Origin of the sequence: Streptosporangium sp. NPDC050284 (assembly GCF_044459525.1) — a bacterium.
Lineage (GTDB): Bacteria > Actinomycetota > Actinomycetes > Streptosporangiales > Streptosporangiaceae > Streptosporangium.
Genome location: NZ_JBITIZ010000025.1, coordinates 1 through 23353 on the forward strand (window position 1 = coordinate 1; position 23353 = coordinate 23353).

Consider the following 23353-nt stretch of genomic DNA (forward strand, 5'->3'; position numbering starts at 1 on the left):
GGGGGCCTGGGGGTGGGGTGGGGGGTGGGGGGGGGGCGGGTGGGGGGGTGGGTGGGTTGGGGGGGGGGTTGTGGGGGGGGGCGGGCCCCCCCCGGGGGGGGCCCCGGCGGGGGGGGGGGGGGGGGGGGGCGCCCCCCCCCCCGACCCCCACACGGCCTCCTCGCCGGGCGCCCCGCCCTGCGGCTCGGCCCTGCCGGGGATCTCCGTCCACCCGGTCGACGCGGCCCTGCCAGGAGGCTCGGCCCGACCACCGGAAGGCTCGGTCCACCCGGTGGACTCGCTCGCCGGGGCGGCGGGCTCCCGCCACGTGGGCGGTTCGTTCGAGGGAGGGACGGGCCAGGCGTTCGGTTCCGAGGCGGCGGGCGCCTGCTCGCCGGGGACTGCCGCCTCCTCGGAGGTGTCCCGCGATTCCTCCGCGCCAGACCCTTCCTGGTCGGAGCCCCTGTCCTGCGGCACTCGCCGCGGGCCGGGCTGGTTCGGGTCCACAGGGTCCACAGGTGTTGTCACGTCTCGTCTCCCGACGCTCGGGCAAGCCGGATATCTCACACTCCCCTGTCGGTCACCGACGAAACAGGCTGACACGGCAAAACACCGATGATCGTTCGGTCAGGGTGCGACATGCCACGGAAAGGACCCTGGGTACGAGCAGGGAAGAAGCCGACCTAGAATGAAGCATGTGCTGAAGGGCGACGGCCATCTGAGCCATGACCTCGACTCCCGCGACCGGCCTCCGAAGGACGCATGTGGCGTCTTCGGAGTGTGGGCCCCCGGGGAGGAAGTCTCCAAACTCACCTACTACGGGCTGTACGCGTTGCAGCACCGCGGCCAGGAGTCCGCGGGCATCGCGGTCAGCGAGGGCAGCAGGATCCTCGTCTACAAGGACATGGGCCTGGTGGCCCAGGTCTTCGACGAGTCCGTGCTCGGGACCCTCCGCGGCCATCTGGCGATCGGCCACTGCCGCTACTCGACCACCGGATCGAGCGTCTGGGAGAACGCGCAGCCGACGCTGAGCTCGACCGAGTCGGGCGGGCTCGCGCTCGCCCACAACGGAAACCTGATCAACACCCCGGAGCTGTCCAGGCGGCTGTCCCCGGGTTCCACCCGGGCGACGACCGACACCGAGGTGCTGGCCGCACTCCTGGCCCAGGACCGCGACCGGTCGATCGACGACGCGGCCGCCGACCTGCTTCCGCAGGTCAGGGGCGCCTACTCGCTCGTCTTCATGGACGAGAAGACCCTTTACGCGGCCCGTGACCCGCAGGGCGTCCGCCCGCTGGTCCTGGGGCGCCTGGAGCGCGGCTGGGTCGTGGCCTCGGAGACCGCGGCGCTGGACATCGTGGGCGCCACGTTCGTCCGCGAGATCGAGCCGGGCGAGCTGATCACCATCGACGAGCGCGGCGTGCGCTCGCGCAGGTTCGCGCTCGCCGAGCCCAAGGGCTGCCTGTTCGAGTACGTCTACCTCGCCCGCCCCGACACCACGATCGCCGGGCGCGGCGTGCAGACCACGCGCGTCGAGGTCGGCCGCGTGCTGGCCCGCGAGCACCCGATCGAGGCCGACCTGGTCATCCCGACGCCCGAGTCGGGCACCCCCGCCGCCGTCGGCTACGCCGAGGAGAGCGGGATCCCCTACGGTCAAGGTCTGGTCAAGAATTCCTACGTGGGCCGCACCTTCATCCAGCCGTCCCAGACGATCCGGCAGCTGGGCATCCGGCTGAAGCTCAACCCGCTGAAGGAGGTCGTCGCGGGCAAGCGCCTGGTGGTCGTGGACGACTCGATCGTGCGGGGCAACACGCAGCGGGCGATCGTGAAGATGCTGCGCGAGGCGGGTGCCACCGAGGTGCACGTCCGGATCTCCTCCCCGCCGGTCAGCTGGCCCTGCTTCTACGGCATCGACTTCGCCACCCGGGCCGAGCTGATCGCCGGTTCGCTCAGCGTCGAGGAGATCCGCGCCTCGCTCGGCGCCGACTCGCTCGGATACATCTCGCTGGAGGGCCTGACCGCGGCCACCACGATCCCCGAGGACCGGCTCTGCCGCGCCTGCTTCGACGGTAGGTATCCGATCCCGATCGACCAGGACAACGTGGGCAAGTACGTGCTCGAGGCCAAGCGTTGAGCGGGCCCGGCACGCGAGGAGAGGGTTCATGACCAGCTACGCGGCCGCCGGAGTGGACATCGACGCGGGCGAGCGCGCCGTCGAGCTGATGAAGTCGAAGGTCGCGCGGGCGCGCAGACCGGAGGTCGTGGACGACGCCAGCGGCTTCGCCGGCCTCTTCGACGCCTCGGCCCTGCTGTCGTACAGACGACCGCTGCTCACCACGTCGACCGACGGTGTCGGCACCAAGGTCATGCTGGCCCAGCGGCTGGACAAGCACGACACGATCGGGATCGACCTGGTCGGCATGGTCGTCGACGACCTGGTGGTCTGCGGTGCCGAGCCGCTGTTCATGACCGACTACATCGCCTGCGGCAAGGTGGTCCCCGAGCGGATCGCCGAGATCGTGGGCGGCGTCGCCGAGGGCTGCCGCCTCGCGGGCTGCGCCCTCATCGGCGGGGAGACCGCCGAGCACCCCGGTGCCATGGAGGCCGGCGAGTACGATCTCGCGGGCGCCGCCACCGGGGTGGTGGAGGCCGACATGATGCTCGGCCGCGACAGGGTCCGCGCGGGCGACGTGGTCCTCGCGCTGGCGTCCTCGGGCGTGCATTCCAACGGATACTCGCTGGTCAGGCACATCATCGACCGGGCAGGGCTCTCGCTGGAGGCCGAGCTGCCCGAGCTGGGGCGGACGCTGGGCGAGGAGCTTCTGGAGCCGACCAGAATTTACTCTCTCGACTGCCTGGAGCTCGCCCGCGCGGTCGACGTCCACGCGTACGCCCACATCACGGGCGGCGGCCTGGCGGGCAACCTGTCCCGCTCACTGCCTCCGGGGCTGGACGCGCTGCTCGACCGCTCGTCGTGGACCCCGCCCGCCGTCTTCGAGGTGCTCGCGGGGCACGGCGGGGTGGCCCAGGCCGACATGGACCGGACGTTCAACCTGGGCGTGGGCATGGCCGCGATCGTCCCCGCCGAGGCCGTGGGGCCCGCCCTCGCGCTGCTCGGCGAGCGGAACCTCCCCGCCTGGGTGCTCGGTGAGATCGTCGAGGGCTCGGGCGAGGCGCGTTTCCGCTGATCCGCGCTTTTCTCCGGGAAACCTCCGCGCCGCTTTCCTCCCCTCACGAAGGGGAGGAGGAACCGCATGGGAGGCGGGTACGACGAAAGGCGCTCCGGACCCACCGAAGCGCCGCATATGGTCGACCCGCAGCGAGAAGAACACCCGGCGGCTTGTGCCCACCGCCGGGTGCCCTGCTCACATCAACCTGAAATCCGCCTAGCGGCGGCCGGATTTCCCGTCGTCGCGGTCATCTCCGGAGCCGAAGTCATCGGCGTAATCGGCGTACCGATCCGCCAGCTCGTCGTAGGCGTCGTCGGAGTCGTCATTGTGGTTGGAGTCGTCTCTGACTCCCAGCTCGTCGCGCAGACGCTCAAGATCAGTGCCACCGCTGTTGTACTTCAGCTGGCGAGCAACCTTGACCTGCTTGGCCTTTGCTCGGCCGCGCCCCATTGGCTCGACCCCCTCGTGTGGGGTCGTGCCCGACCCCTCGTCGCTAACGCACCACGCACTGACGCCACCTGACTTAGGCGTCAGCTCTCGTTCGCCTACAACCGTACCCGTTTTACGCCCGGCTCGGTACGTCGTATGGGCGTGTGGGGCTAGTGGCCCAGCCAAATGCCCCTAATTCGCCCGACTTCCGACATTCTGCGCTCAGCCAGCCTATCGGCTGCGACAGCCGGGGGAACGCCTTCCTCCGCCGCACTGGAGAAGATCTTGAGAGTCGTGTCGTAAATCTGGGTGGCCTTTGCCTGCGCCCGCTCCATGTTGAACCCCCTGATCTCGTCCGCGACCTGGATCACACCGCCGGAGTTGACCACGTAGTCGGGCGCGTAGAGGATCCCGCGGTCGGCGAGCCGCTTCTCCACGCCGGGGTGGGCGAGCTGGTTGTTGGCCCCGCCGCAGACGATCGTGGCGCGCAGGCTGGCCACCGTCTCGTCGTCCAGCGCCCCGCCGAGGGCGCACGGCGCGTAGACGTCGATGTCGGCGGAGGTGATCTCCAGCCGGTCGGCGACGACCTCGACCTGGGGGTGGATCCGCCGCAGCCGCTCCACGGCCCGCTCGCTCACGTCGCAGACCACGACCTCCGCGCCGTCCTCGATCAGGTGGCCGACCAGGCGGTGGCCGACCTTGCCCACGCCCTCCACGCCGACGCGCCTGCCGCGCAGCGTGGGCGTCCCGTACGCGTGCTCGGCCGCGGCGCGCATGCCCTGGAACACGCCGAGCGCGGTCAGGATCGACGAGTCGCCGGCCCCGCCGTTGGCCGGGGTGCGGCCGGTAACGTACGAGCACTCGCGGGCCACGACGTCCATGTCCTCGCTGTAGGTGCCGACGTCGCACGCCGTGTAGTAGCGGCCCCCGAGCGACTGGACGAACCTGCCGTAGGCGCGCAGCAGCGCCTCGCTCTTGTCCTTCGCCGGGTCGCCGATGATGACGGCCTTGCCGCCACCGAGGTCGAGTCCCGCCAGGGCGTTCTTGTAGGCCATCGCCCGCGAGAGGTTGAGCACGTCCGTCAGCGCGGCCTGCTCGCTCTCGTAGGGGTAGAACCTGGTGCCGCCCAGGCCTGGGCCCAGGGCGGTGTTGTGGATGGCGATGATCGCGTGGAGGCCGCTTCGCTCGTCGGAGCAGAAAACGACCTGTTCGTGCCTCGCCTGGCCGGTTACCGGGCCCGCGTCCTTGTGGGACAGCCCGAAGACGTCGGTCACTGTGGTGACTCCCAGTCGTTCGTTACCGCCGCACCGTTGCGACGGGGATCACCCTCAGCGTAACCACAAGTCCTCAACAGGGACGACGTGCGCGAACGTCCCATCTCAGTGACCGAGACGACCACCGCGGAAGCGGGCTCGCTACGGACAACGGTCGGTCCTTCGTGACACGATGCGGTCGTGCTGCCCTATGCCGCGTACCTCCGCGTCTACGAACCGCTGGTCGCGTTCGCCCCGGCGGAGCGCGTCTCGTGGTCCGCCTACTCCGAGACGACCGACCGGCCGCGCCGAGCGAGCGCCCTGCACGCCGAACACGGCGAGGCGGTGCGGCGCCTCCTCGGGGTACCACCGACCCCGGCACCCGCCCAGGAGAGCCCCAACGCCTATCTGAGGCGCGTGGAGGAGGTCCTGTACGTCTGCCCCTGGCAGAGCAGGCTGAGGTCGTGGCTCGCCTTCTCGCGCTTTCGCGGGGCGACCCCGCCCAAGCTGATGGAGCGCTTCTTCCCGCCGGCCGTCGCGGAGCGGACGGCCGACGACTTCGACCGGTTCAAGCGCAGCACCGACTCCGCCGCGCTGCGTACGCACATCCGCGGCTCCACCTGGCACGTTCCGACCTCGTGGTTCGTCCCCTTCGACGGCAACGAGCGCTGGCTGGTGATCGACGGCGGCGAGGGGCAGGGAGGCACGACCACCACGCGCAACCTGATCTACGTCACCTCCATGGCCCACGCGAGGCGCCGCAGCGCCCGCGCCCTGCAGATCATCAAGAGACAGGTGGGCGACGCCTCGGTCACGGCCGAGGTCGAGGACGTGGCACGCTGGCTGGAGGAGTTCCACCCGCATTCCCTGGTCGAGCTGGACTACGGCGGCATCGTCAACCTCATGGACGACGAGACACTCCAGGCCGACGAGTCCGTGGCGGAACTCGCGGCGGCGCTGACAGGTCTGGAAAAAGGCGAGGAAGAACTGGCGTTCGCCATGTACCAGCGCGTCATCCTCCGCTGGCGATCAATACAACTTCTCGAATCAGCAAACTGAGTCGCAAATCATCCCTTCGACCTGCGTAAGTAGGTCCGTCGATGACCGGGGATGCACCTACGAACTGAGTAGTTTGCCGTTTTCACTGCGATACCACGAAACGTGTCGCTAGAATCACCGAGCGTGACAACAACACGTGCACAAGAGAGATGAGTCGCTCAAAGGCTCGCCAATCGCTCTACGTGGCTGTATGGTCACATCGGGTGATGCCGCATATGGCCCAAACAGCCGCACGCAAGGGCCATAGGCGGACATCCGTGACAAGCGTCAAGTCGCAGGATCGCTGTCGCCGGTCCACATGGAGGAGAGGCCGCACAAATGTCAGCTCGTACACCCGAGGCAGAGCCGCTGCTCACCCCGGCGGAGGTCGCAACCATGTTCCGCGTCGATCCCAAGACCGTGACCCGGTGGGCGAAGGCGGGCAAGTTGACGTCCATCCGCACCCTGGGTGGACACCGCCGATACCGGGAGACCGAGGTTCGCGCGCTGCTCGCGGGGATTCCGCAGCAGCGCTCAGAGTAAGACGGGGGCCGTCACTGACCTAGGGGGATTGGTGCGCGCTCACCCTTTGAGCGTGTAGGCCACACGGTTTTGTGGGGAGCGGCGTCGCCCGCCCGGCGCCGCCCCAGCACATGCTCCTGAACGGCTCAGCGGTGCCCCAGGGGCCTGCTTCAGCCGTCCGTCCCGGACCTCTCCAGGTCCACGGGACGACTCGCCTGTTCTCTGAACAGGTCGTCCAGCAACTCGCCGACGCGCGAATCGTGCTCGGCCGCCACGCCGAGCAGCGCCACCAGCTGACCGATCAGCATCCGCTCCAGCGTCGGCCGCTCGATGTCGCGACGCTCCAGCCAGTCGAGGCCCGCGGTCTCGACGGAGGCGATCCACGAGCGCAGCGCGACCCGGAGCACAGGTCCCGGCTCCTCGATCCGCATCTGCTTCATGATCAGCCTGAGCAGCCGGCGCCTGACCGAGTCGACGACCTCCCCGATCTCACCGCTGCGATTGGCGGGACCGCCCTTGAGCAGCGCGGCGAAGCCCGTCGCGTGCTCCTCGACGAAGTCGAAGTATCGGGTGAGCCCTCCGGCGAGCTCGTCCAGCGGGGTGCCCGCCCCCTGGGGCCTGAGCCTCGCCTCCAGCTGGGCCGCGGCGCTTCTCAGCGCGGCGACGTAGAGCTCCTGCTTGCCACCGAAGTAGTGGTAGACCAGAGCCCGCGACGCGCCGGCCGCGGAGGCCACGTCGTCGATCGACACGTGCTCGGCGTCATGCCTGCTGAACAGCTCCAGTGCCGCCGCCATGAGCTCCTCGCGACGCCGGTCGACACTGAGCCTGCGCCGCGCCGGTCGCGTGTCCCCCGGCACGGTTTTCGCCCGTTCGGCGGCTCCGGATCTCGACCTCACATCGTGAAGACTATCGGAGCCGTTCCGCCCGGCCGCTTGGTCAAGATCGGAGTTCCCTTCCCTCCAACCCGTACCCCATTCGGAACTCGATCGTTTTGAGTGACAGGTGCCCATCCACCATCGCGGGGGAGAGCCATGTCAGGACCGTCAGTCAACACCACCGTCACCCGAGCCCGCGGGTTCGCCGAGCCCGTCTTATCCGACGGGGGCGGGCCACGCCCGAGACCCACGATCCGCAACGTGGCAGAACGAGCCGGTGTCTCCAAATCACTGGTCTCGCTCGTCCTGCGCGGATCGCCCCACGTCAGCGAGCACCGCAGGCAGGCCGTGCTCCAGGCGGCCAGAGACCTCGGCTACCGGCCCAACGCCGTCGCGCGCAGCCTGGTCGAGGGCCGTACCCACCTGGTCGGGGCGCTCGTCGCCGACCTGCACAACCCGTTCTACGCGGAGTTCCTGGACGGCCTGCAGGAGAGCCTGCACGGCGACGGGCTGAGACTCCTCATCGGCAACAGCCAGTGGGACCCCGCCTTCGAGGACGAGGCGGTCGAGGCGTTCCTCGAACTTCGCGTCGACGGGCTCGTCCTGCTCGGCATCGCGCCCACCAGCGGGACGCTCATCGAGGCCACCGGCTACACGCCGACCGTGGTGGTGGGCGAGCGCGACATCGACCTCGGCGGCGTGGACATCGTCGTCGACGACGACCAGCTCGGTGCCCGCCTCGCCGTCGACCACCTCGTGGAGCTCGGTCACCGCAGGATCGCCCACATCGAGGCCGCGGGCATCTCCTCGGGGCGCTTCCGGTGCGAGGGCTACCTGGTCGCGATGCGCAGGCACTCCCTGGCGCCGTACATCATGGTCGAGGAGGGCGAGTCCAGCGAGGAGGGCGGCGCCAGGGCGGCGCACAGCCTGCTCACGCGCGACCCCCGGCCGACAGCGATCTTCGCCGCCAACGACCGGGTGGCGATGGGCGTGCTCTCCGCGGCCACCGAGCTGGGGCTGCGGGTTCCCGAGGACCTGTCCGTGGTCGGGTACGACAACATCCACCGGGCGGGCACCCAGCCGATCTCGCTGACCACCGTGGACCAGCCCCGCCGCGCCATGGGACGCTCCGCCGCCGCGCTGCTGAACGACCGGATCGGAGACCCCGGCAAGGCCTCGCGTCTGCGTCAGGTCACGCCGCAGCTGGTCGTACGGAACAGCACGGGCCCCACCGAACGCTGAAGAGCCTGCCTGGAGCGTTACAGTCCGCCCAGGCAGGCTCCATGACCTCCTCAAATCCGGGTCAACATCGCGGGCGTCCGCGTGCCGCCGGTGTTGACTCTGGCCGAGACGAGGGGGTAACGATGCGTGATCCGGAACTTGTGTCATGCGCCCAGCGGGCCGCGGCCGAGCTTGAGCGGGCATGGGCGCACTGGCGGGCCGCCCGGGGCCGCGGCGGCGACGCCGGAGCCGAGTCCGTGGCCAGTTACGTGGCTCATTCGATCGACCATCCATGGGGACGGCCGCGCGTGGTCCTCGGGCTGGACGCCGAGGACGCCAGGGAGCTCGCCTCGCTCCTGCAGAAGCAGGAGGTCGGCGAGCACGTCTGGTGAAGGGGGCGTTCGCCCGTCCCGTGACGGGAGAGCCCTCCTGAGGAGGGAGTGCGTCACGCCTCGCGGCGGGCGAGCACATATCGCGACATCGGCTGAGTCACACATCCGAGCCACGTAAGTTGGGTGATTGACGACTTCCTTGGGGGCGATGAGCGTGACCGGCAAAGCACTCGCGGCGACCCTGGTCCTGTGCGGACTCGGCGCCGCCGCCTGCGGTGGCACCGCCACGGGCGCCGACCTCGCGCGAGAGCGCGGACCCGTCCCTCCCGCCACCGCCGACACGGCCGCGGCGCCGGCCGCCGACAGCCTGAGCGGCCCGGCGACCGGCGCGGCGAGCGATCCCACCGCGAGTCCCGCGGCGGGGCGGAGCGTCCAGAGCGACAGGCCGCTCAGCGGCAAGGTCGTGGTCATCGACCCCGGCCACAACGGGCAGAACTACCGCCACCCCGCGGAGATCAACAAGAAGGTCAACGTTCTGACCCAGTGGAAGGCCTGCGACACCACGGGCACCGCCACCGCGAACGGCTACAGCGAGGCGGCCTTCACCTGGGACGTCTCACAGCGCCTGGCCAAGATCCTGAAGAGCCGCGGCGCGACGGTGAAGCTGACCCGTGCCGACAACTCCGGCGTCGGGCCGTGCATCACCGAGCGAGCCGCGATCGGCAACGACGCGAAGGCGGACGCGGCGATCTCGGTCCACGCCGACGGGTCGAGCACCGCCGACCACGGCTTCCACGTGATCATGCCGGAGAAGATCGGCGGCCCGGTCGACCCGGTGGTCGGGGCTTCCAAGAAGCTCGGCCTGGATGTTCGCAACGCCTTCGCGCGCGGCACCGGACTGTCGTACTCCACCTACATCGGTAAGAACGCCCTCGACTACCGCAACGACCTCGGCGGGCTGAACCTCTCCACCGTTCCCAAGATCTTCATCGAGTCGGGCAACATGAAGAACCCCACCGAGGCGGCCAAGTTCCAGCAGTCGGCGTTCCGGCAGAAGATCGCGCTCTCTCTCGCGAACGGGCTCCAGCAGTACCTCAAGAGGTAGGCGAGGACGGGACGGCGGGGCACTTCGGGCGGGCTCCGGCGGTATCCCGGGGGCGTGGAGAAGACCCTCGGCGACTTCCGGCGTTACCGCCGGGACGCGGAGGGTTCCCGCGCCGCCGGAGGGACCTCCGGCGGCGCGCAGATGCGCCTCAGCGGCTTACAGCGGCCATTCCGAGCGTGCGGGAGTGTCCGACGGGGAGAGGGCGCCTCAGCGGCCCCGAGGGCCTTCCAGGCCCAGGGACCTCAGGTTGTCGCGGGCCGGATGGCTGCGTGCGGCCGGTCCGGCCGCGAAGACCTTCAGGATGTTCCCCGTCGCCCTGCGGACGAAGGCTCCCGCCTCCCGCGTGACGCCGTGGCCGCAGCGGGCGCCCCGCATCGCGCACACCCAGCGCATCGTGCCCGAACTGAACACCCCGGCGCCGCTCGGCACGGTGTAGTAGGCGCTGTGCGCGACCGTGGCGCGACCGCCGCAGTCGACCGGGGAGACCGACAGGATCTCCATGGGGCGCGGCACGCCCGCGCCGACCCTGTCGGTCTCGACGCCGACCATCCCGGGGAAGACGGTGCCGCGCCGCACCCCGGTCCCCTTGAAGATCCAGTTGCCGGGGCGCCTGACCACGTAGGCGGACTCTGAGGGAAAGCAGTCGTACATCGGGCCGGTCAGCGAACTCTCCGGCCTGGCCGTGGCCCGCCACAGGGTCGTCCGGGCGTCCTCTGCGGCGTCCTTGTGGCAGACCACCAGGCGGCGAGGTCCCAGGCGCGTCGCGGCGAGGCGGATCCGCCAGTAGACGGCGTTGGCACCGAGGAAGGCGAGGTTGGTGCCGCGGTCACGGGCGGCCTCGACGGTGCGGCGCATGCCCGGCGACCAGTACTCGTCATGGCCCAGCGACACCAGCCCCCTGGCCCCGTCGAGGACGTGCGGGTCGCGGTCCAGGTCCAGGCTCGTGACGTAGGCGAGCGGCACGCCGCGACGCTCGGCGAGCTCGATGGCGTCGCGTTCCATGTCCAGGAAGAGCCGCGCCCCCGATGTGTCGTACGGACGGTCGAAGCTGACCGCCCGTGACCTGTCCTCGAAGCCGCCGGGGCCGTGGTAGAGGCTGCGGCCACCCCAGTCGTTGTACGCCTGCCAGGTGGTGACCGCGTTCACGACGACGAGGCGTCCCCTGGTGGAGGCGGACCTCACGGTGAGGGGGACGTAGCGCCGTCCCCCGGTGGCGGCGTCCAGCCTGATCAGGTAGGAGCCCTCCGGCCACCCCGAGGTGTCCACCTCGGGGCCGGGCTTCCAGTGGGCGGCGGTCACCGTTCCCGTGGCGGCGATCGTCCTGGGTGGAGCCTGCCTGCTGCCGGGCAGCCCGGCCGCCCGCCAGACCTGCCTCGCCCCGGCCCCGCCGTACCAGCCCATCCGGAAGGCCCTCGCGGTGTAGCGGTCGGCGGTGGTCGAGACGTACAGCCGGAAGTTCTCGCCGGGCAGCACGCTCACCCGGTCGGCGAAGCCTTCGATCTCGTGCTCGGCGCCGCGCCTGCGCACCCGCCAGCCGGGATCGCCCTCCCTCGCGTTCTCCGCCACGGTGGTGTCGTCCCCCTCGGCGCTTCTCACTGCGGAGGAGGACACCGTGGGAGTGGACGAGGGCGAGGACGAGGGGTTCTCGACGGTGGCGGCGCACCCGGTGACCAGCATGATCGTCACCAGGATCGCCGACGGTGTGCGGGCCGGACGCCTGGACACCCTGGAAGGTTGGAACATGAGCAGCAGCATGTCCGGGCGGGGAGTCTCCCCCGCTTCTCCCGCGCGGTACTTGGGCGGTTCTTGGCCCCGTGTCCGGGCTCGCCGACGTAAAAACCCTGCCTCTCCGGCGATTCCGGCGATTTGGCATGATCTACAGCATGACTGACCTCCTGCCGTCTCCTTCCGCCTTCACACCTGCCGGCGGTGTCCTCGGCCTTCCCCGCGGGGTCGTCGTCTCCGGCCCCAGCGAGCCGGTCGACGCCGTACGTCTCGCGCTCGCCGTCCTCGACCCGCGCCCCGGCGAGGCGGGAACGATCACGGTGGAGTCGGACACCTCACTCGGCGCCGAGGCGTACGTCCTGGAGGTGACGGGCGAGGGGGTGCGGATCGCGGCCGGAGACCGCGCCGGCGCCTTCTACGCGGGTCAGACGCTGCGGCAGTTGCTGCCCTCGGCGGCGTTTCGCGCGGTGGCCGACGGCGGGGCGGACTGGAGCGTCGCCCTGGGCCGGGTGCGGGACGCGCCCCGGTTCTCCTGGCGCGGGGTGCACCTGGACGTGGCGCGGCACTTCATGCCCAAGCGCGAGGTGCTCAGGATGGTCGACATCATGGCGGTCCACAAGCTGAACCGCCTCCACCTGCACCTGGTGGACGACCAGGGGTGGCGGGTCGAGAGCCGCCGGTACCCCCGGCTGCACGAGGTGGGCGCGCACCGGCCGCGTACGGTCACCAGCCACTACCGGGAGGATCTCGCCTTCGACGAGGTACCGCACGGCGGCTACTACACGCTGGAGGACCTCGCGGAGATCGGCGCCTACGCGCGGGCCCGAGCCGTGACGGTCGTTCCCGAGATCGACGTGCCGGGACACGCCTCGGCGATCCTCGCCGCCTACCCCGAGTTCGACGCCCGCGCCACCGGCGGCCGGAGCCCCGAGCCCTTCACGGTGCTGGATCGCTGGGGCATCTCCCCCGCGATCCTGTCCCCCCTGCCGGAGACGATCGACTTCCTGACCGGCGTGATCGAGGAGATCACGGGGGCGCTGGGCGAGACCCCGTACGTCCACATCGGCGGGGACGAGTGCGTGCTCGACGACTGGGCCGACTCCCCCGAGATCGTCGCCTTCCAGGCGGAGCTGGGGCTGGGGAGCCTGAGCGACCTGCACGCCTGGTTCCTGCGCCGGCTCGCGGACGAGCTGGCCGAACGCGGCAGCAGGGCGGTGGTGTGGGACGAGGCGTTCGTGAGCGGCATGCTCAGGCCCGACACGATCGTGATGCCCTGGCGCGGTCCCGGGGTGGCGAGGCGCGCCGCCGCCGCCGGGCACGACGTGGTGCAGACCCCGGTCTTCCCCCTGTACTTCGACTACTCCGAGGCCCCCGACGAGGAGGAGCCCCTCGCGATGGGCGACGCGATCACCGTCTCCGACGTCGCGGCCTACGCTCCGGCGCCGGAGTCGTGGACGGCCGGGGAACGGGAACACGTGCTCGGGGCACAGTTCCAGCTGTGGAGCGAACGGCTGCCCGACGCGCGGGCGGTGGACTACCGGGCCTGGCCCCGGGGGTGCGCGCTGGCCGAGATCACCTGGTCGGGCTCGGCCGGGGCCGGGTTCGACACCCGGCTGGAGGCGCACCTGACCCGCCTCGACGCGCTCGGCGTCGAGTATCGGCCGCTGACCGGCCCGCACCCCTGGCAGCGTGGGGGGACCGGCCGCCGACGCCACCGCCCGGGGGTCGTCAAGGTGGACGAGGCGATGAAACACCTGGAGGAGCTGACCCACGAGGCCGACTCGACCCGTCCCAGCATGTGACGGGCCTCCCTGCCCTTGACGAGTCCCACGGCGGGGCTTGGGCTCCGACCGGTCAGGAGACCTCGTAGCCCGCTTCCTTGACGGCGGCGCGGACGGCCGCGTCGTCGAAGGCGTCGCCGGAGACGTCGACCCTGCCGGTCTCCAGGTCGACGTCGACACCGGTGACACCCGGGACCTCGCCGACCTCCTCCTTGACCGAGCTCACGCAGTGACCACAGGTCATGCCGGTGACGGTGTATGTGATCGTGCTCATCGTGCCTCCAAAGCCGTGAGGTTACCCACCCAGGGTATAACGTCAGGCCGTGACACTTCGGTCCGCGGTACGGCCGATGATCTGGCGGAGGTCGACCACGCCGTGACGGCGCAGGCGGCGAGAGAGGTCACGGTTGACGTGATAGGCCCAGAGGGGCCCCTCGTAGATCAGCGCGCTGTATCCCTGGACGAGCGTGGCCCCGGCGAGCAGGCGCTCCCAGACGTCGTCCACGTCCTCGACACCGCCGACGGAGACGAGCACCAGGCGGTCGCCCACCCTGGCGCGCAGCCTGCGCAGCACCTCCAGCGACCTGGCCTTCAGCGGGCGTCCCGACAGGCCGCCGCTCTCGCGGCTGTGGTCACGGCCCGAGGGCTCCGCGACGGTCAGCGTCTGCCTGCCGATCGTGGTGTTGGTGGCGATGATGCCGTCGAGCCCGAGCTCCAGGGCGAGGTCTGCGACCGCGTCCACGTCGGCGTCCGCCAGGTCGGGGGCGATCTTGACCAGCAGCGGGGTGCGCTTGGGCGTGGCGTCGGCGACCTCCTTCACCGCCCGCAGCAGCGGGCCCAGCAGTTCCACGGCCTGAAGGTCGCGCAGGCCGGGGGTATTGGGCGAGCTGACGTTGACGACCAGGTAGTCGGCCAGGGGGGCGAGCTCTTTGGCGCTGGCCACGTAGTCGGCGACGGCACCCGACTCGGGAACGACCTTGGTCTTGCCGATGTTGACGCCCACGATCGCGGGGACGCCTCTGGGCCTGGCCAGCAGCCGGGCCGCGGCGGACGCGCCCGCGTTGTTGAAGCCCATCCGGTTGATGATCGCCCGGTTTCTCACGAGGCGGAACAGGCGGGGCCTGGCGTTGCCCGGCTGGGCGTGGGCGGTGATCGTGCCGACCTCGACGTGGCTGAAGCCGAGCGCGGACACGGCCTCCACGCAGCCGGCGTCCTTGTCGAAGCCGGCCGCCAGCCCGAACGGGCCGGGAAAGTGCACGCCGAAGGCCTGCACGCGCAGCGCGGGGTCGCGTGGCGCGAGACGGCGGTGGACCAGCCGTCTGACCACGGGCGTCACCGAGAGGACGCGCAGGGCGCGCACCGTCAGATGGTGCGCGTCCTCCGGGTCGAGGCGGCCGAGGACCTGCGAGAAGACGAATCGATACATCACCGATCAGGTTAGTGCCCCGGCGGGGTGCCGCTCGCGCCGACCGCGTCCCCGAGGTGTCTGATCAGGAGGTATCGGTCGAATTCAAGCAGCCGCAGTAGGCGGAGCACCGTGTCCGAGGGCCGCAGAATGATCATCTCGCGGCCCAGGCCGCGCATGTGCTCGTCGGCCCGGAGCAGGGTCCGGGCTCCCGCGCAGTCGATGAAGCCCACGTGGGCCAGGTCGAACTCCACCGTCTTCGCGGTGATCGTGCCGAGGACACGTCGCAGCTCGGCGCCTCCGACAGCGTCGAGATCACCGTGAACGGTGATCTCGACGCTGTTCTCCGAAGGCTCCGGCGACGTGAGCAGAATCACCGTATTTCGCCCGCCCCTTCACCGAGCACCTCGGCCGCCAGGTCGGCGACGCGGCGGCGGCTGTCACGGGCCTGCTTGCGCAGGCCGGTGAAGGCCTGGGTGGCGGTCAGATCGTGCTTTCCCATCAGGTAACCGATCGCCCGCTCGATGACCACGCGGTAGTCGAGGGCGTACTGGAGCTGGTCGGCCAGGGCGCTCTTCTCCTCGGCGGCCATCGCGACGGTGAGAAGCTGCTCGATCACCTCCGCGTAGCCGTAAAGCGCCTGGACATCTGACTCGTCCCATTCGTACAACTTCGCCTGGTAGACGTTCAGCGTGCCCACGGGCTCGCCTCCAAGACGCACCGGCACCCCGGCCACCGCCCGCACCTCGGGGTGGAGCCGATCGGCGAGCATCGGCCAACGAGGATCGACCCGCACATCGCTTGAGGTCACCGCGGAATTCTGCTCATACGCGGAAACACACGGTCCCTGACCGAGATGGAGTTGCGCGCCCTCAAGACTGCGGCCCCGCTCATCGGTGGCGACCAAATAACGAAGATCTTTACCTTCTTCCGCGAACATCAACCCCGCACCCGCATATCCGAACAGCGAGTTCACCACATCCACGGCACGCTCCAACTGCTGAACTATGCCTGTGGTGGACGAGGCCGTCTGAAGCCTTCTCAGGCTCGCGACCAGCGCTTCCGGATCAATGTGAGTCATATGTGAAGCGCCTTTCAGCGTCGACCTGGTTACTTGACGTGCACACTACGACTTCCCTCAACGAGAAGATCTATGAGCCATGCTCTGGAGGAGCATCACCATGAGCTCACCGAGGCGTTCTCCCGTCCGGACTTTCGCGGGTTGCCATTCATGGCTCGTCCGGTCGTAGAAATTCAGGGTGCCGATCAACCTTTTCTCCGCCCGCAATGGCACGGAGAGCACCGCCCGGACCTCCGAGACCCGCGCGGCGACGCCGGGGAAGCCGAGGGGCCTGGCCGCCCGCAGGTCGTCGACCACGACGTCCTCGCCGCGGCTCAGGGTCTCGATGGCGGGCCCGGCGCCGATCTGCTCCTGGATCAGCTCCAGTTGTCGGCCCCGGTCGTCGGAGCCTCCGACCGCACGCAACCGGTCGTGGTCGTCTATCAGCATGAGTGCGGCCCCGTCGGAGCCGAGAACGTCGGCGAGGGCGCTCAGGGTACGGTCGACGAGCCGAGAGAATTCAAGAACCTGGGTCATGGGCGAGCTTCCTCCACGTCGAGGTAGCTCCGCGGACACAGGGCGGAATGATCTGCGAATCAAAGCCTAGTGCCGCCCGATGACTCCGGCCAAGCGGTTCCCCCTTGGTGCGACCCCCAGAGGTAACTGTCACCAGCCGTATGGCCTGTGCTGGCACTCGAAGACTCGCTCCTAACGGTACCTGTCACCGGCTCCCAGAGATAAATGTCACCTACGAGGGCTTCCCAGCGTTGTTGTCACCATGATCGCTCCACCAGGAACACAACTGTCACTTTGAGTATATAGATGTATACCCATGGTGATTTCTACCGTGGTGCGATGGCGCAGTTGAGACGAGAACGTGCGGACATCATGATTCTCTCGCACCGCTGTGACCTGCTGGATCTGGTCGCCAATGACCCAGGAGCAATCTCATGGAATGACCTGGGCTGGACGTTGTCGTCGGCCTGGTCCCGGGAATGGACGACGTCGTGGCAGGTCAACGGAACTGAGGTTATCTGCCCGGTACGTGACATGGGTTCGTTCGATGTTCACCGGGGCGAGCCCGTGCGCCGGTTCACCTGGCGAAAAGGGCAAAAACACCGTCCCGGACTGGCGTTCATGGTCAGCACGGGCCAACAGCCGGGATTTGAGAGCTTGGAAGAAGCCAAGCTCTTGCTCGTGCTGGACTTTCTAGGCGAGATCGTCGCGCTGCTGTGCCAGCCGTTTTGGCTGCGGTTTTCCACCCCGGACGGCGTGAGGAAACACGCCCCGGATGTTCTGGTCGCCACCACCAGCGGGACGTGGCTGATCGACGTCCGCCCCCGAGACCGGATTGATACAGAGGATCGGGTGAAGTTCGCCGCCGCGGCGGAGGCCGCGCTGGCCTGCGGGTGGCGGTATCTGGTGGTCGCCGGCTGGCAGCGACAGGTCATGGTGACACTGGACACCATTTCCTCGCAGCGCCGGCCGTTGACCGATCCGTTGGGCCTGCGCCCGCTCATCGTGGACAGGCTGCGATCTGGGCCGTGCTCATTCGGAACGCTGGTGGCCGGCACGGTCGCGCCGGCGGTCGCCCGCGCGCAGCTGCTGCATCTGGTGTGGTCGCGTCAGGTGGGTGTTGACCTGGCCCGCCCGCTCACCGACGACTCGATCGTCTACCCCGCGGAGGTGAACGCGCAATGACCTCGGCCTTGCTGGATCTGGCGGTGGGCTCGGGCCTGGAGCTGCGCGGCACCCACTGGTTGGTGGAGCGGCCTGAACCTCACCGCGGCCAGGTCGTGCTGATCGATGAAGGCGGGCAGCGCGAGTGCACCAGTATCCGGTTTCTGATCAATCACGCCGGGTTCGAGTCAGATGCGCGGCCTGCGGGACCGGCGACGAGGGGTGACCGTCAGCCGAAAGTGCTCACCGATCTGACGCCCCATCAGCAGGATCTGGTGGCGCTGCGGATGGCGCACCTGCTGGAGGTCGCCACCGGCTATCGCAGTGGAGACCCCGAGCGGCCCGGTCCAGGTGAGCCGAGGCCGTCCTATGATCCGGCGTTCACCACGCTGACGCAACGCCGCCACGCCAAGGTCGCCGAGTTGCGAGCATTGGGCTTCGAGCACTCCCGGCTGCGAGCCCGCCCAAGGCCGTGAGCTGGGCCGAACTCGGCGAGGTCTTGGGGGTCTCGGCCCAGGGCAGTGCCAGCCTGGCCTCGTCAAGCCAGGAGGTCCAGCTTTTCACGAGCGCCGGTGCCGGGCCGAGGCGTCAGGACCACGACACGGAGGTCGGCGTTCTGCGTGGTCAAGACGTTGGCGTCCAGGGGGATGGCGCCCACTACCGGATGTACAGCGGTCTTGTGGGCGCTCTCGTGGACGGCCACCGCGCGCAGCGCCCACAGGTGGCGGAACCGATCGTTCCCGGCTAGGCGGGAGACCAGCGCCGCCACGTCGGGGTCGTTCGGATAGCGGGCGCTGGTGCTGCGCAGGTCGGCGACCAATGACTGCTCAAAGTACGCACGCTCGGTGTCGGTCTGGCGGACCCGGGGGTTTCGGGATTCGAACTGGATGATCAGGGCGTTGCGATCGTCGACGGTCGCGTCGGCGGGATCACCGAAGACGGCCGCGAACAGCCGGTTCCAGTGCAGCAGCCGCCAGGCGGCGTCGTAGACGGCCACCGGGATGTCGCCGAGTTCGTCGATGACGCGGTGCAGGCTACTGGGGATCAGGCAGGGAATCCGGTCTGGGGCAGGGGCGAAGCCGGCGAGGCGCATCAGGTGCGCTTGCTCATCGTCGGAGAGTCTTAACGCGCGAGCCAGGGAAGTGCAGACCTGCGCCGAGGGTGTGGCGGCCCGGCCCTGTTCGAGGCGCGCCACGTATTCGGGGGAGATGCCGGCCAGTGTCGCCAGCTCGCCGCGTCGCAGCCCTGCGACGCGGCGGGAGGATGCGGTCTTCAGACCGACGGCGGCCGGGTCTACGCGGTCCCGCCAGGCCCGCAGCGCGGCACCGAAGTCGTTTATTACCACAGGATCCCCTATTGGTCAGCCTAGTTGGGTGGTACAGGTCGTACGCGGCAGATCTGTGCCTTCCACCGTCCGGTCCTGCCTTTCATGATGGAGATCATGAGCAGAGTGACCAGAATGAACCACATCGGGGTGCCGGTCAGCGATCTCGCGCGGTCGGTGAAATGGTACGAAGACGTTCTCGGCATCGCGCCGAACGGCGTGACGATCTCGGCCAAGAACCCCGCGATCGGTGCGGTCGTCGAGCTGGAGAACCCGTCGATGCGGGCATCGTTCGCACTGGCCGGCGACAACGTCCTCCTGGAACTCATCCAATACGACAACCCGCGGCCGAAGCCCTTCACCGGGCGCAACTGCGACGTCGGGGTCATGCACCTGTGTTTCGAGGTCGACGACCTCGACGCGGCGCACCGTGACCTGGTGGAGCGAGGCGTACACGTCAACGCCGATCCGGTCGTGCTGCAGGACGGCGATGGCGTCGACGCGGGGACGCTGGCCGGAACGAAGATTCTGTACCTACGGGACCCCGACGGCATCCAGCTGGAACTGTTCGAGCTGCCCGACTAGAAACGCCGGCTCTCTTGCCCCGATCGACGGGAGAGCCGACTACCGGTCGCGGAATTTCTGTCTGCCGAGCAGAAGGCCGCGCCTACGCCTCGTGCGGTGCAGACCGCGTTCATCGACCTCTTCGTCATGGTGACGACCGCAGTGGCGTACGTGCTGTGCCGCGGCTGGACCAGCTGGCGGACCGCGGCCTCGGCCGGGTGAGGTGAGCCGATCACATCGCCGGTGATGGCGCAGGACCTTGCCGCTCCGGTCGGGGCCGGAGAGGTGCGGCAGACCTCTGCGGCCGGTACGGCCAGGTCACGATGCCGACGGCACCATCAGCGGCCGGCAGTCGGGGCTGTGCCTCGGCGTCGACAACGCGGCCACCGCCAACGGCATCACCGTCTCCTCTGGGCCTGCACCGGCGCCGTCGACCGACGCGGGACCCGGCGGTAGATCGATACCCCCGCGATCGCATCACCGGTCGCGGGCTGAGCTTAAACTCCGTTTGTGGTCGAACCAGTCCGAACACCGCCATATGGGAAGGCGTGCCGTGGTGACGTACCGATCACGACGATCGCCGAGTTCGCCGGCGTGTCGTCCCCCTACGGTGTCCGAGGTGCTCGACGGCCGCGGCGGCGTAGGCCCATGACCCGCCGGCGGGTGGCAGCCCTGCTCTGTGACCTCTCCGCGCGGGCCCGGCTCGACGGCTTCGGTGCTGCCATCGACAACGTCGGCATCCCGTACGACGACGGTATGGGGCGCCACGGCATTCTCACCTTTGAGCGGGGCGTGACACCGGGGGCCGACCTGTCGAGCCTGCCCGGCCGTCCCACGGCGACCGTGTGCGGCGACGATCTCCAGGCCCCGGGGGTCTATGAAGTCGCTCGCCGGGCCGGTCTATGGATTCCGGACGATCTGAGCGTGGTCGGATTCACCGATGTCGACCGGGCCACCTGGGTCGCGCCACCTCTGATCGCGGTGCGACAGCACTCCTCGGAGATGGGCGCGACCGCCGCGCAGCTCGCGCCGGCACTCGCCGCGGGCCGGCAACCGGCACCAGACCGGCGCGAGCTCGAAACCACTCTCGTGGTGCGCGCAAGCGCCGCCCCGCCCCCGGCGACCGTTCGTCCGGACACGCGCGGAAGCTGATGGCCGATATCAGGTCGGGGTGTTTCGTCGCCCGGAAGATGGAGCTGAGCGAGATCGCGGCGGTGACGGTAGCCGCGGCGGAAGGCCGTGGCGGCGCGATGCTTGTCCTGGGCGAAGCGGGGATCGGCAAGTCGACGCTCATCGACGAGGCCGCTGTGCCGCTCGACGACTGGCAGGTGCTGCGCGCCGGTGGTGTCGAGTTCGAGAGCGAACTGCCTTATTCGGCCCTGCACCAACTGTGTATGCCGGTCCTTGAACACCGCGCCGACCTGCCCGCACCGCAGTGGCGCGCGCTCGAGGCGGTGTTCGGCCTCCATGCCGGGGTCACGCCGAGCCCGATGCTGGTCGGTCTGGCTGTCCTGGGCCTCCTGGGCGCCGCGGGCCAAGACCGGCCGGTGTTCTGCGCGATCGACGACGTGCAGTGGATCGACGCCGGATCGAGGCAGGTGCTGGCCTTCGTCGCGGCGCGCATCGCATCAGAGCGGATCGCCATGGTGTTCGCCGCCCGTGACGTCGCTTCGGTCCCCGAGCTTGTCCGCGTGCCCACACGCACTCTCGCCGGACTCACCGACTCCGAAGCCCTCACACTGCTGCGCTACCTGGCACCGTTCGGCCATGACGCCTGGATCGTGCAACGGATCCTCGCCGAGGCGGCCGGCAACCCCCTCGCACTGGTCGAGTTCGCCCGCGACGCCGGGCCTCTCGGCCTACCGGGGGATGCGAGGCACCGTGCTGTGGAACAGCGGTTCGCGCATCGATTCCTCCAGCTTCCCGCATCGACGCGCTCGGTGCTGGCGCTGGCCGCGGCGGAGCCGACGGGCGACCTCGCTCTGCTGCGGCGTGCCATGACCTTTCAAGGGCTGAGCGGCGCGGATCTGGCCGCGGCCGAGGACAGCGGCCTGTTGCTGACAGGTCCACGGGTGCACTTCCGGCATCCGCTGGCGCGTTCGGCGGTATACCGATCGACCGGTGCCGAGGCGCGACGGCATGCGCACGCGGCGCTGGCCGCCGGCACCGACGCCGACATCGATCCCGACCGCCGCGCATGGCACCGGGCCAACGCCGTCGCCGGTCCTGACGAGAGGATCGCGACGGAACTGGAGCGTTCGGCGGACCGGGCGCAGCGACGCGGCGGGTTCGCGGCCGCGGCCGCGTTCTTCGAGCGCGCCGCACGGCTGACGCCGAGCGGTTCGCGGCAGGCACGCCGGTTGTTGTCCGCGGCCCAGGCGCGGTTGAAATCGGGAGCGCCCTCCGGCGCTCGGGAACTGGCGGATCAAGCTGAGCGTCATCAGCTGGATCCGGCCGGCCGTTCCGCGGCACGTCTGCTGCGCGCCATGATCGATTATCACGTCGAACGGAGTATTCCAGCGACGATCGCGCTCATCGACGCGGCCGACGGCATGGAACCCGATGAAGCCGGCGAGACCTACCTGGAGGCGTTCGCATCGCTGATGTTCAGCATCGACGAGCCAGGCAGACTGCGGCGGCTCGCCCTGCACCTCCGCGAACGGGTACACCAGCGCAGGCCGCCACGTCCGGTCGACCTGCTGCTGGAGGCGTTGGTCGACCAAAACCTCCGCGCGGTGGACGAGGCCGTGCCCACGATGCGCCGTGCGGTCGACGCCTTTCAAAATCATGCCCGCACGCCCGACGCGGATCCGTGGTGGATGGAACGCGCCTGCGTGTTGAGCATCGACCTCTGTGACCGCGCCGCCATGGAGCAGATCGCCGATCGTCAGGTCGAACTGGCCCGGACGCAGGGCGCCTACGCGATACTGCCGCACGCACTGCGCTTTCAGGCGGTTGCCCGGACAATCGTGGGCCGCTTCGCCGACGCGCACGTCTGCATCATCGAGGCGCGTGCGGTCGACGAGGCCGCGGGGACGTCCAACCTCGTCGGCTCCGACCTGATGCTCGCCGCGTTGAGCGGCGACGCCGAACGGTTCCGCGAGATACGAGAGATGCTGCACAATCGGGTCGGAGTGGAGTTCACCCCGCTGCATTACGCGAGCGGTGTGCTGCACAACGGGAACGGCGACCATGAGGCCGCGCTCGAGGCGTTGCTGGTCGCGCAGGACCAGCACCGGCGCGGTTCGTACGTCGTCACCGCTTTCCACGGCGAACTCGTCGAAGCCGCCGCGGCCACCGGACGTCCCGAAGAAGCCGAAGACTCCGCCGAATGGATCGAGAGTCTCGCACGGGTCAATCCGAACGCCTGGACGACAGGCGCGCACCTGTTGGCCCGTGCGCTGCTCGACCCGGGGCTGGGCGCACAGGACCTTTACCGTGAAGCGATCAGCCGGTTGGCCGAAAGTGGAATGCGGGTCCACTACGCGCGTGCCCGCCTGCTCCATGGGGAGTGGCTGCGACGGGTCGGCCGCCGTACCGAGGCGCGGGTGGAACTTCGTGCCGCACACGATCTGCTGTCCACCATCGGCGCGCGTGGATTCGTCGCCCGCGCCGCCCGCGAACTGGATGCAATCGGCGAGCAGGCCCTAGCCGGCGACTCGGATTCGCCGGCCGGGCTGACCGCTCGGGAACTCCTCGTCGCCCGCAAGGTCGCCTCCGGCGCGGGCACCAAGGAGGTCGCGGCCCTGCTGTTCGTCAGCCCGCGAACGATCGACGCCCATCTGCGCAACCTCTACCGCAAGCTGGGCATCACCTCACGCCGCCAGTTGCGTGAGCTCTTCCGATGACGGTGCCACCCCGACAGGCCAGCGGAAGGCCCCGCCGGAGGA

The 23353-nt window shown here is 69.5% G+C and carries 24 protein-coding genes; 14 read left to right on the forward strand and 10 right to left on the reverse strand.

All coding sequences use genetic code 11. The features are described from left to right. The first annotated feature begins 667 nt into the window (after positions 1-667). Positions 668-2113, forward strand: coding sequence for an amidophosphoribosyltransferase (purF, locus tag ACIBH4_RS36315; protein WP_350941240.1), 1446 nt, complete (start codon positions 668-670; stop codon positions 2111-2113). Positions 2114-2141: 28 nt separating this feature from the next. Further along, positions 2142-3167: a phosphoribosylformylglycinamidine cyclo-ligase gene (gene purM, locus ACIBH4_RS36320; protein ID WP_362510850.1), complete on the forward strand. Its 1026-nt coding sequence runs from the start codon at positions 2142-2144 to the stop codon at positions 3165-3167. A 198-nt stretch (positions 3168-3365) separates the two neighbouring features. Here the strand turns inward: purM and ACIBH4_RS36325 are convergent, their stop codons facing one another. Next, positions 3366-3599, reverse strand: coding sequence for a DUF3073 domain-containing protein (locus tag ACIBH4_RS36325; protein WP_362510847.1), 234 nt, complete (start codon positions 3597-3599; stop codon positions 3366-3368). A 149-nt stretch (positions 3600-3748) separates the two neighbouring features. Then, complete coding sequence (locus ACIBH4_RS36330; protein WP_362510844.1) at positions 3749-4852, reverse strand: Glu/Leu/Phe/Val dehydrogenase dimerization domain-containing protein; 1104 nt, start codon at positions 4850-4852, stop codon at positions 3749-3751. Positions 4853-5032: 180 nt separating this feature from the next. On the opposite strand from ACIBH4_RS36330, the gene ACIBH4_RS36335 reads away from it, so the two are divergent. Together ACIBH4_RS36335 and bldC are read left to right on the forward strand one after the other, a co-directional pair. Continuing rightward, on the forward strand, positions 5033-5890 hold the full coding sequence (locus tag ACIBH4_RS36335) for a hypothetical protein (protein ID WP_362510841.1): 858 nt from the start codon (positions 5033-5035) through the stop codon (positions 5888-5890). Positions 5891-6208: 318 nt separating this feature from the next. Continuing rightward, positions 6209-6412 (forward strand): developmental transcriptional regulator BldC, encoded by a 204-nt coding sequence (gene bldC / locus ACIBH4_RS36340; RefSeq protein WP_013133571.1) that lies wholly within the window; start codon positions 6209-6211, stop codon positions 6410-6412. Between the two features lie 149 nt (positions 6413-6561). Here the strand turns inward: bldC and ACIBH4_RS36345 are convergent, their stop codons facing one another. Next, complete coding sequence (locus ACIBH4_RS36345) at positions 6562-7287, reverse strand: TetR/AcrR family transcriptional regulator (RefSeq protein WP_362769549.1); 726 nt, start codon at positions 7285-7287, stop codon at positions 6562-6564. A 135-nt stretch (positions 7288-7422) separates the two neighbouring features. Between ACIBH4_RS36345 and ACIBH4_RS36350 the strand changes: the two genes are divergently transcribed. The 3 genes from ACIBH4_RS36350 to ACIBH4_RS36360 all read left to right on the forward strand — a co-directional run bounded on the left by ACIBH4_RS36350 (position 7423) and on the right by ACIBH4_RS36360 (position 9924). Beyond that, positions 7423-8508 carry a LacI family DNA-binding transcriptional regulator gene (locus ACIBH4_RS36350; RefSeq protein WP_389779761.1) on the forward strand — a complete coding sequence of 362 codons (1086 nt, stop codon included), beginning with the start codon at positions 7423-7425 and terminating at the stop codon, positions 8506-8508. 122 nt (positions 8509-8630) lie between these two features. Next, the gene (locus ACIBH4_RS36355) at positions 8631-8879 is read left to right on the forward strand and encodes a hypothetical protein (RefSeq protein WP_344978307.1); all 249 of its coding nucleotides are present in this window, start codon (positions 8631-8633) and stop codon (positions 8877-8879) included. A 127-nt stretch (positions 8880-9006) separates the two neighbouring features. Further along, positions 9007-9924, forward strand: coding sequence for an N-acetylmuramoyl-L-alanine amidase (locus ACIBH4_RS36360; protein WP_362510835.1), 918 nt, complete (start codon positions 9007-9009; stop codon positions 9922-9924). A gap of 207 nt (positions 9925-10131) precedes the next feature. Here the strand turns inward: ACIBH4_RS36360 and ACIBH4_RS36365 are convergent, their stop codons facing one another. Next, positions 10132-11667, reverse strand: a complete 1536-nt coding sequence (locus ACIBH4_RS36365; RefSeq protein ID WP_362510832.1) for a N,N-dimethylformamidase beta subunit family domain-containing protein — start codon at positions 11665-11667, stop codon at positions 10132-10134. Positions 11668-11807: 140 nt separating this feature from the next. Between ACIBH4_RS36365 and ACIBH4_RS36370 the strand changes: the two genes are divergently transcribed. After that, positions 11808-13451: a beta-N-acetylhexosaminidase gene (locus ACIBH4_RS36370; protein WP_362769547.1), complete on the forward strand. Its 1644-nt coding sequence runs from the start codon at positions 11808-11810 to the stop codon at positions 13449-13451. Between the two features lie 52 nt (positions 13452-13503). Here the strand turns inward: ACIBH4_RS36370 and ACIBH4_RS36375 are convergent, their stop codons facing one another. The 4 genes from ACIBH4_RS36375 to ACIBH4_RS36390 are packed head-to-tail and all read right to left on the reverse strand — an operon-like array spanning position 13504 to position 15775. Then, the gene (locus ACIBH4_RS36375) at positions 13504-13704 is read right to left on the reverse strand and encodes a heavy-metal-associated domain-containing protein (protein WP_362510826.1); all 201 of its coding nucleotides are present in this window, start codon (positions 13702-13704) and stop codon (positions 13504-13506) included. 42 nt (positions 13705-13746) lie between these two features. Further along, positions 13747-14856, reverse strand: coding sequence for a quinone-dependent dihydroorotate dehydrogenase (locus ACIBH4_RS36380; RefSeq protein ID WP_362510823.1), 1110 nt, complete (start codon positions 14854-14856; stop codon positions 13747-13749). Positions 14857-14867: 11 nt separating this feature from the next. Next, entirely contained in the window at positions 14868-15212 is a 345-nt protein-coding gene (locus ACIBH4_RS36385; RefSeq protein ID WP_362510820.1) for an STAS domain-containing protein, read from the reverse strand. Beyond that, the gene (locus ACIBH4_RS36390; protein WP_362510880.1) at positions 15209-15775 is read right to left on the reverse strand and encodes a GAF and ANTAR domain-containing protein; all 567 of its coding nucleotides are present in this window, start codon (positions 15773-15775) and stop codon (positions 15209-15211) included. Before ACIBH4_RS36390 ends, ACIBH4_RS36385 begins: the two co-directional genes overlap by 4 nt. Here ACIBH4_RS36390 and ACIBH4_RS36395 point away from each other — a divergent pair. Further along, positions 15692-15922: a hypothetical protein gene (locus ACIBH4_RS36395; RefSeq protein ID WP_362510883.1), complete on the forward strand. Its 231-nt coding sequence runs from the start codon at positions 15692-15694 to the stop codon at positions 15920-15922. The two genes, ACIBH4_RS36390 and ACIBH4_RS36395, sit on opposite strands and share 84 nt — an antisense overlap. 51 nt (positions 15923-15973) lie before the next feature. Here the strand turns inward: ACIBH4_RS36395 and ACIBH4_RS36400 are convergent, their stop codons facing one another. Continuing rightward, positions 15974-16432 carry a GAF domain-containing protein gene (locus tag ACIBH4_RS36400; protein WP_362769545.1) on the reverse strand — a complete coding sequence of 153 codons (459 nt, stop codon included), beginning with the start codon at positions 16430-16432 and terminating at the stop codon, positions 15974-15976. Positions 16433-16750: 318 nt separating this feature from the next. On the opposite strand from ACIBH4_RS36400, the gene ACIBH4_RS36405 reads away from it, so the two are divergent. Together ACIBH4_RS36405 and ACIBH4_RS36410 are read left to right on the forward strand one after the other, a co-directional pair. Further along, positions 16751-17596 carry a TnsA-like heteromeric transposase endonuclease subunit gene (locus tag ACIBH4_RS36405; RefSeq protein WP_362510814.1) on the forward strand — a complete coding sequence of 282 codons (846 nt, stop codon included), beginning with the start codon at positions 16751-16753 and terminating at the stop codon, positions 17594-17596. Continuing rightward, positions 17593-18051: a hypothetical protein gene (locus ACIBH4_RS36410; protein WP_362510811.1), complete on the forward strand. Its 459-nt coding sequence runs from the start codon at positions 17593-17595 to the stop codon at positions 18049-18051. Before ACIBH4_RS36405 ends, ACIBH4_RS36410 begins: the two co-directional genes overlap by 4 nt. Positions 18052-18113: 62 nt before the next feature. Here the strand turns inward: ACIBH4_RS36410 and ACIBH4_RS36415 are convergent, their stop codons facing one another. Continuing rightward, complete coding sequence (locus tag ACIBH4_RS36415; RefSeq protein WP_362510808.1) at positions 18114-18920, reverse strand: helix-turn-helix transcriptional regulator; 807 nt, start codon at positions 18918-18920, stop codon at positions 18114-18116. Between the two features lie 96 nt (positions 18921-19016). On the opposite strand from ACIBH4_RS36415, the gene ACIBH4_RS36420 reads away from it, so the two are divergent. From ACIBH4_RS36420 to ACIBH4_RS36430, 3 genes are all read left to right on the forward strand, one after another. After that, positions 19017-19484, forward strand: a complete 468-nt coding sequence (locus ACIBH4_RS36420) for a VOC family protein (protein WP_362510805.1) — start codon at positions 19017-19019, stop codon at positions 19482-19484. Positions 19485-20126: 642 nt separating this feature from the next. Continuing rightward, positions 20127-20615 carry a substrate-binding domain-containing protein gene (locus ACIBH4_RS36425; protein WP_362510801.1) on the forward strand — a complete coding sequence of 163 codons (489 nt, stop codon included), beginning with the start codon at positions 20127-20129 and terminating at the stop codon, positions 20613-20615. Next, positions 20615-23311 (forward strand): AAA family ATPase, encoded by a 2697-nt coding sequence (locus tag ACIBH4_RS36430; RefSeq protein ID WP_362510798.1) that lies wholly within the window; start codon positions 20615-20617, stop codon positions 23309-23311. Before ACIBH4_RS36425 ends, ACIBH4_RS36430 begins: the two co-directional genes overlap by 1 nt. Positions 23312-23353 lie beyond the last annotated feature (42 nt).

What these genes read in the sequence shown, in the direction of transcription:
- ACIBH4_RS36365 (WP_362510832.1), bottom strand. Translation starts at nt 11,667, where the DNA reads ATGTTCCAACCTTCCAGGGTGTCCAGGCGTCCGGCCCGCACACCGTCG.
- ACIBH4_RS36430 (WP_362510798.1), top strand. Translation starts at nt 20,615, where the DNA reads ATGGCCGATATCAGGTCGGGGTGTTTCGTCGCCCGGAAGATGGAGCTG.
- bldC (WP_013133571.1), top strand. Translation starts at nt 6,209, where the DNA reads ATGTCAGCTCGTACACCCGAGGCAGAGCCGCTGCTCACCCCGGCGGAG.
- ACIBH4_RS36390 (WP_362510880.1), bottom strand. Translation starts at nt 15,775, where the DNA reads ATGTTCGCGGAAGAAGGTAAAGATCTTCGTTATTTGGTCGCCACCGAT.
- ACIBH4_RS36350 (WP_389779761.1), top strand. Translation starts at nt 7,423, where the DNA reads ATGTCAGGACCGTCAGTCAACACCACCGTCACCCGAGCCCGCGGGTTC.
- ACIBH4_RS36395 (WP_362510883.1), top strand. Translation starts at nt 15,692, where the DNA reads ATGGAGTTGCGCGCCCTCAAGACTGCGGCCCCGCTCATCGGTGGCGAC.
- ACIBH4_RS36420 (WP_362510805.1), top strand. Translation starts at nt 19,017, where the DNA reads ATGAGCAGAGTGACCAGAATGAACCACATCGGGGTGCCGGTCAGCGAT.
- ACIBH4_RS36405 (WP_362510814.1), top strand. Translation starts at nt 16,751, where the DNA reads ATGGCGCAGTTGAGACGAGAACGTGCGGACATCATGATTCTCTCGCAC.
- ACIBH4_RS36355 (WP_344978307.1), top strand. Translation starts at nt 8,631, where the DNA reads ATGCGTGATCCGGAACTTGTGTCATGCGCCCAGCGGGCCGCGGCCGAG.
- ACIBH4_RS36325 (WP_362510847.1), bottom strand. Translation starts at nt 3,599, where the DNA reads ATGGGGCGCGGCCGAGCAAAGGCCAAGCAGGTCAAGGTTGCTCGCCAG.
- ACIBH4_RS36370 (WP_362769547.1), top strand. Translation starts at nt 11,808, where the DNA reads ATGACTGACCTCCTGCCGTCTCCTTCCGCCTTCACACCTGCCGGCGGT.
- purM (WP_362510850.1), top strand. Translation starts at nt 2,142, where the DNA reads ATGACCAGCTACGCGGCCGCCGGAGTGGACATCGACGCGGGCGAGCGC.
- ACIBH4_RS36375 (WP_362510826.1), bottom strand. Translation starts at nt 13,704, where the DNA reads ATGAGCACGATCACATACACCGTCACCGGCATGACCTGTGGTCACTGC.
- ACIBH4_RS36400 (WP_362769545.1), bottom strand. Translation starts at nt 16,432, where the DNA reads ATGACCCAGGTTCTTGAATTCTCTCGGCTCGTCGACCGTACCCTGAGC.
- purF (WP_350941240.1), top strand. Translation starts at nt 668, where the DNA reads ATGAAGCATGTGCTGAAGGGCGACGGCCATCTGAGCCATGACCTCGAC.
- ACIBH4_RS36410 (WP_362510811.1), top strand. Translation starts at nt 17,593, where the DNA reads ATGACCTCGGCCTTGCTGGATCTGGCGGTGGGCTCGGGCCTGGAGCTG.
- ACIBH4_RS36380 (WP_362510823.1), bottom strand. Translation starts at nt 14,856, where the DNA reads ATGTATCGATTCGTCTTCTCGCAGGTCCTCGGCCGCCTCGACCCGGAG.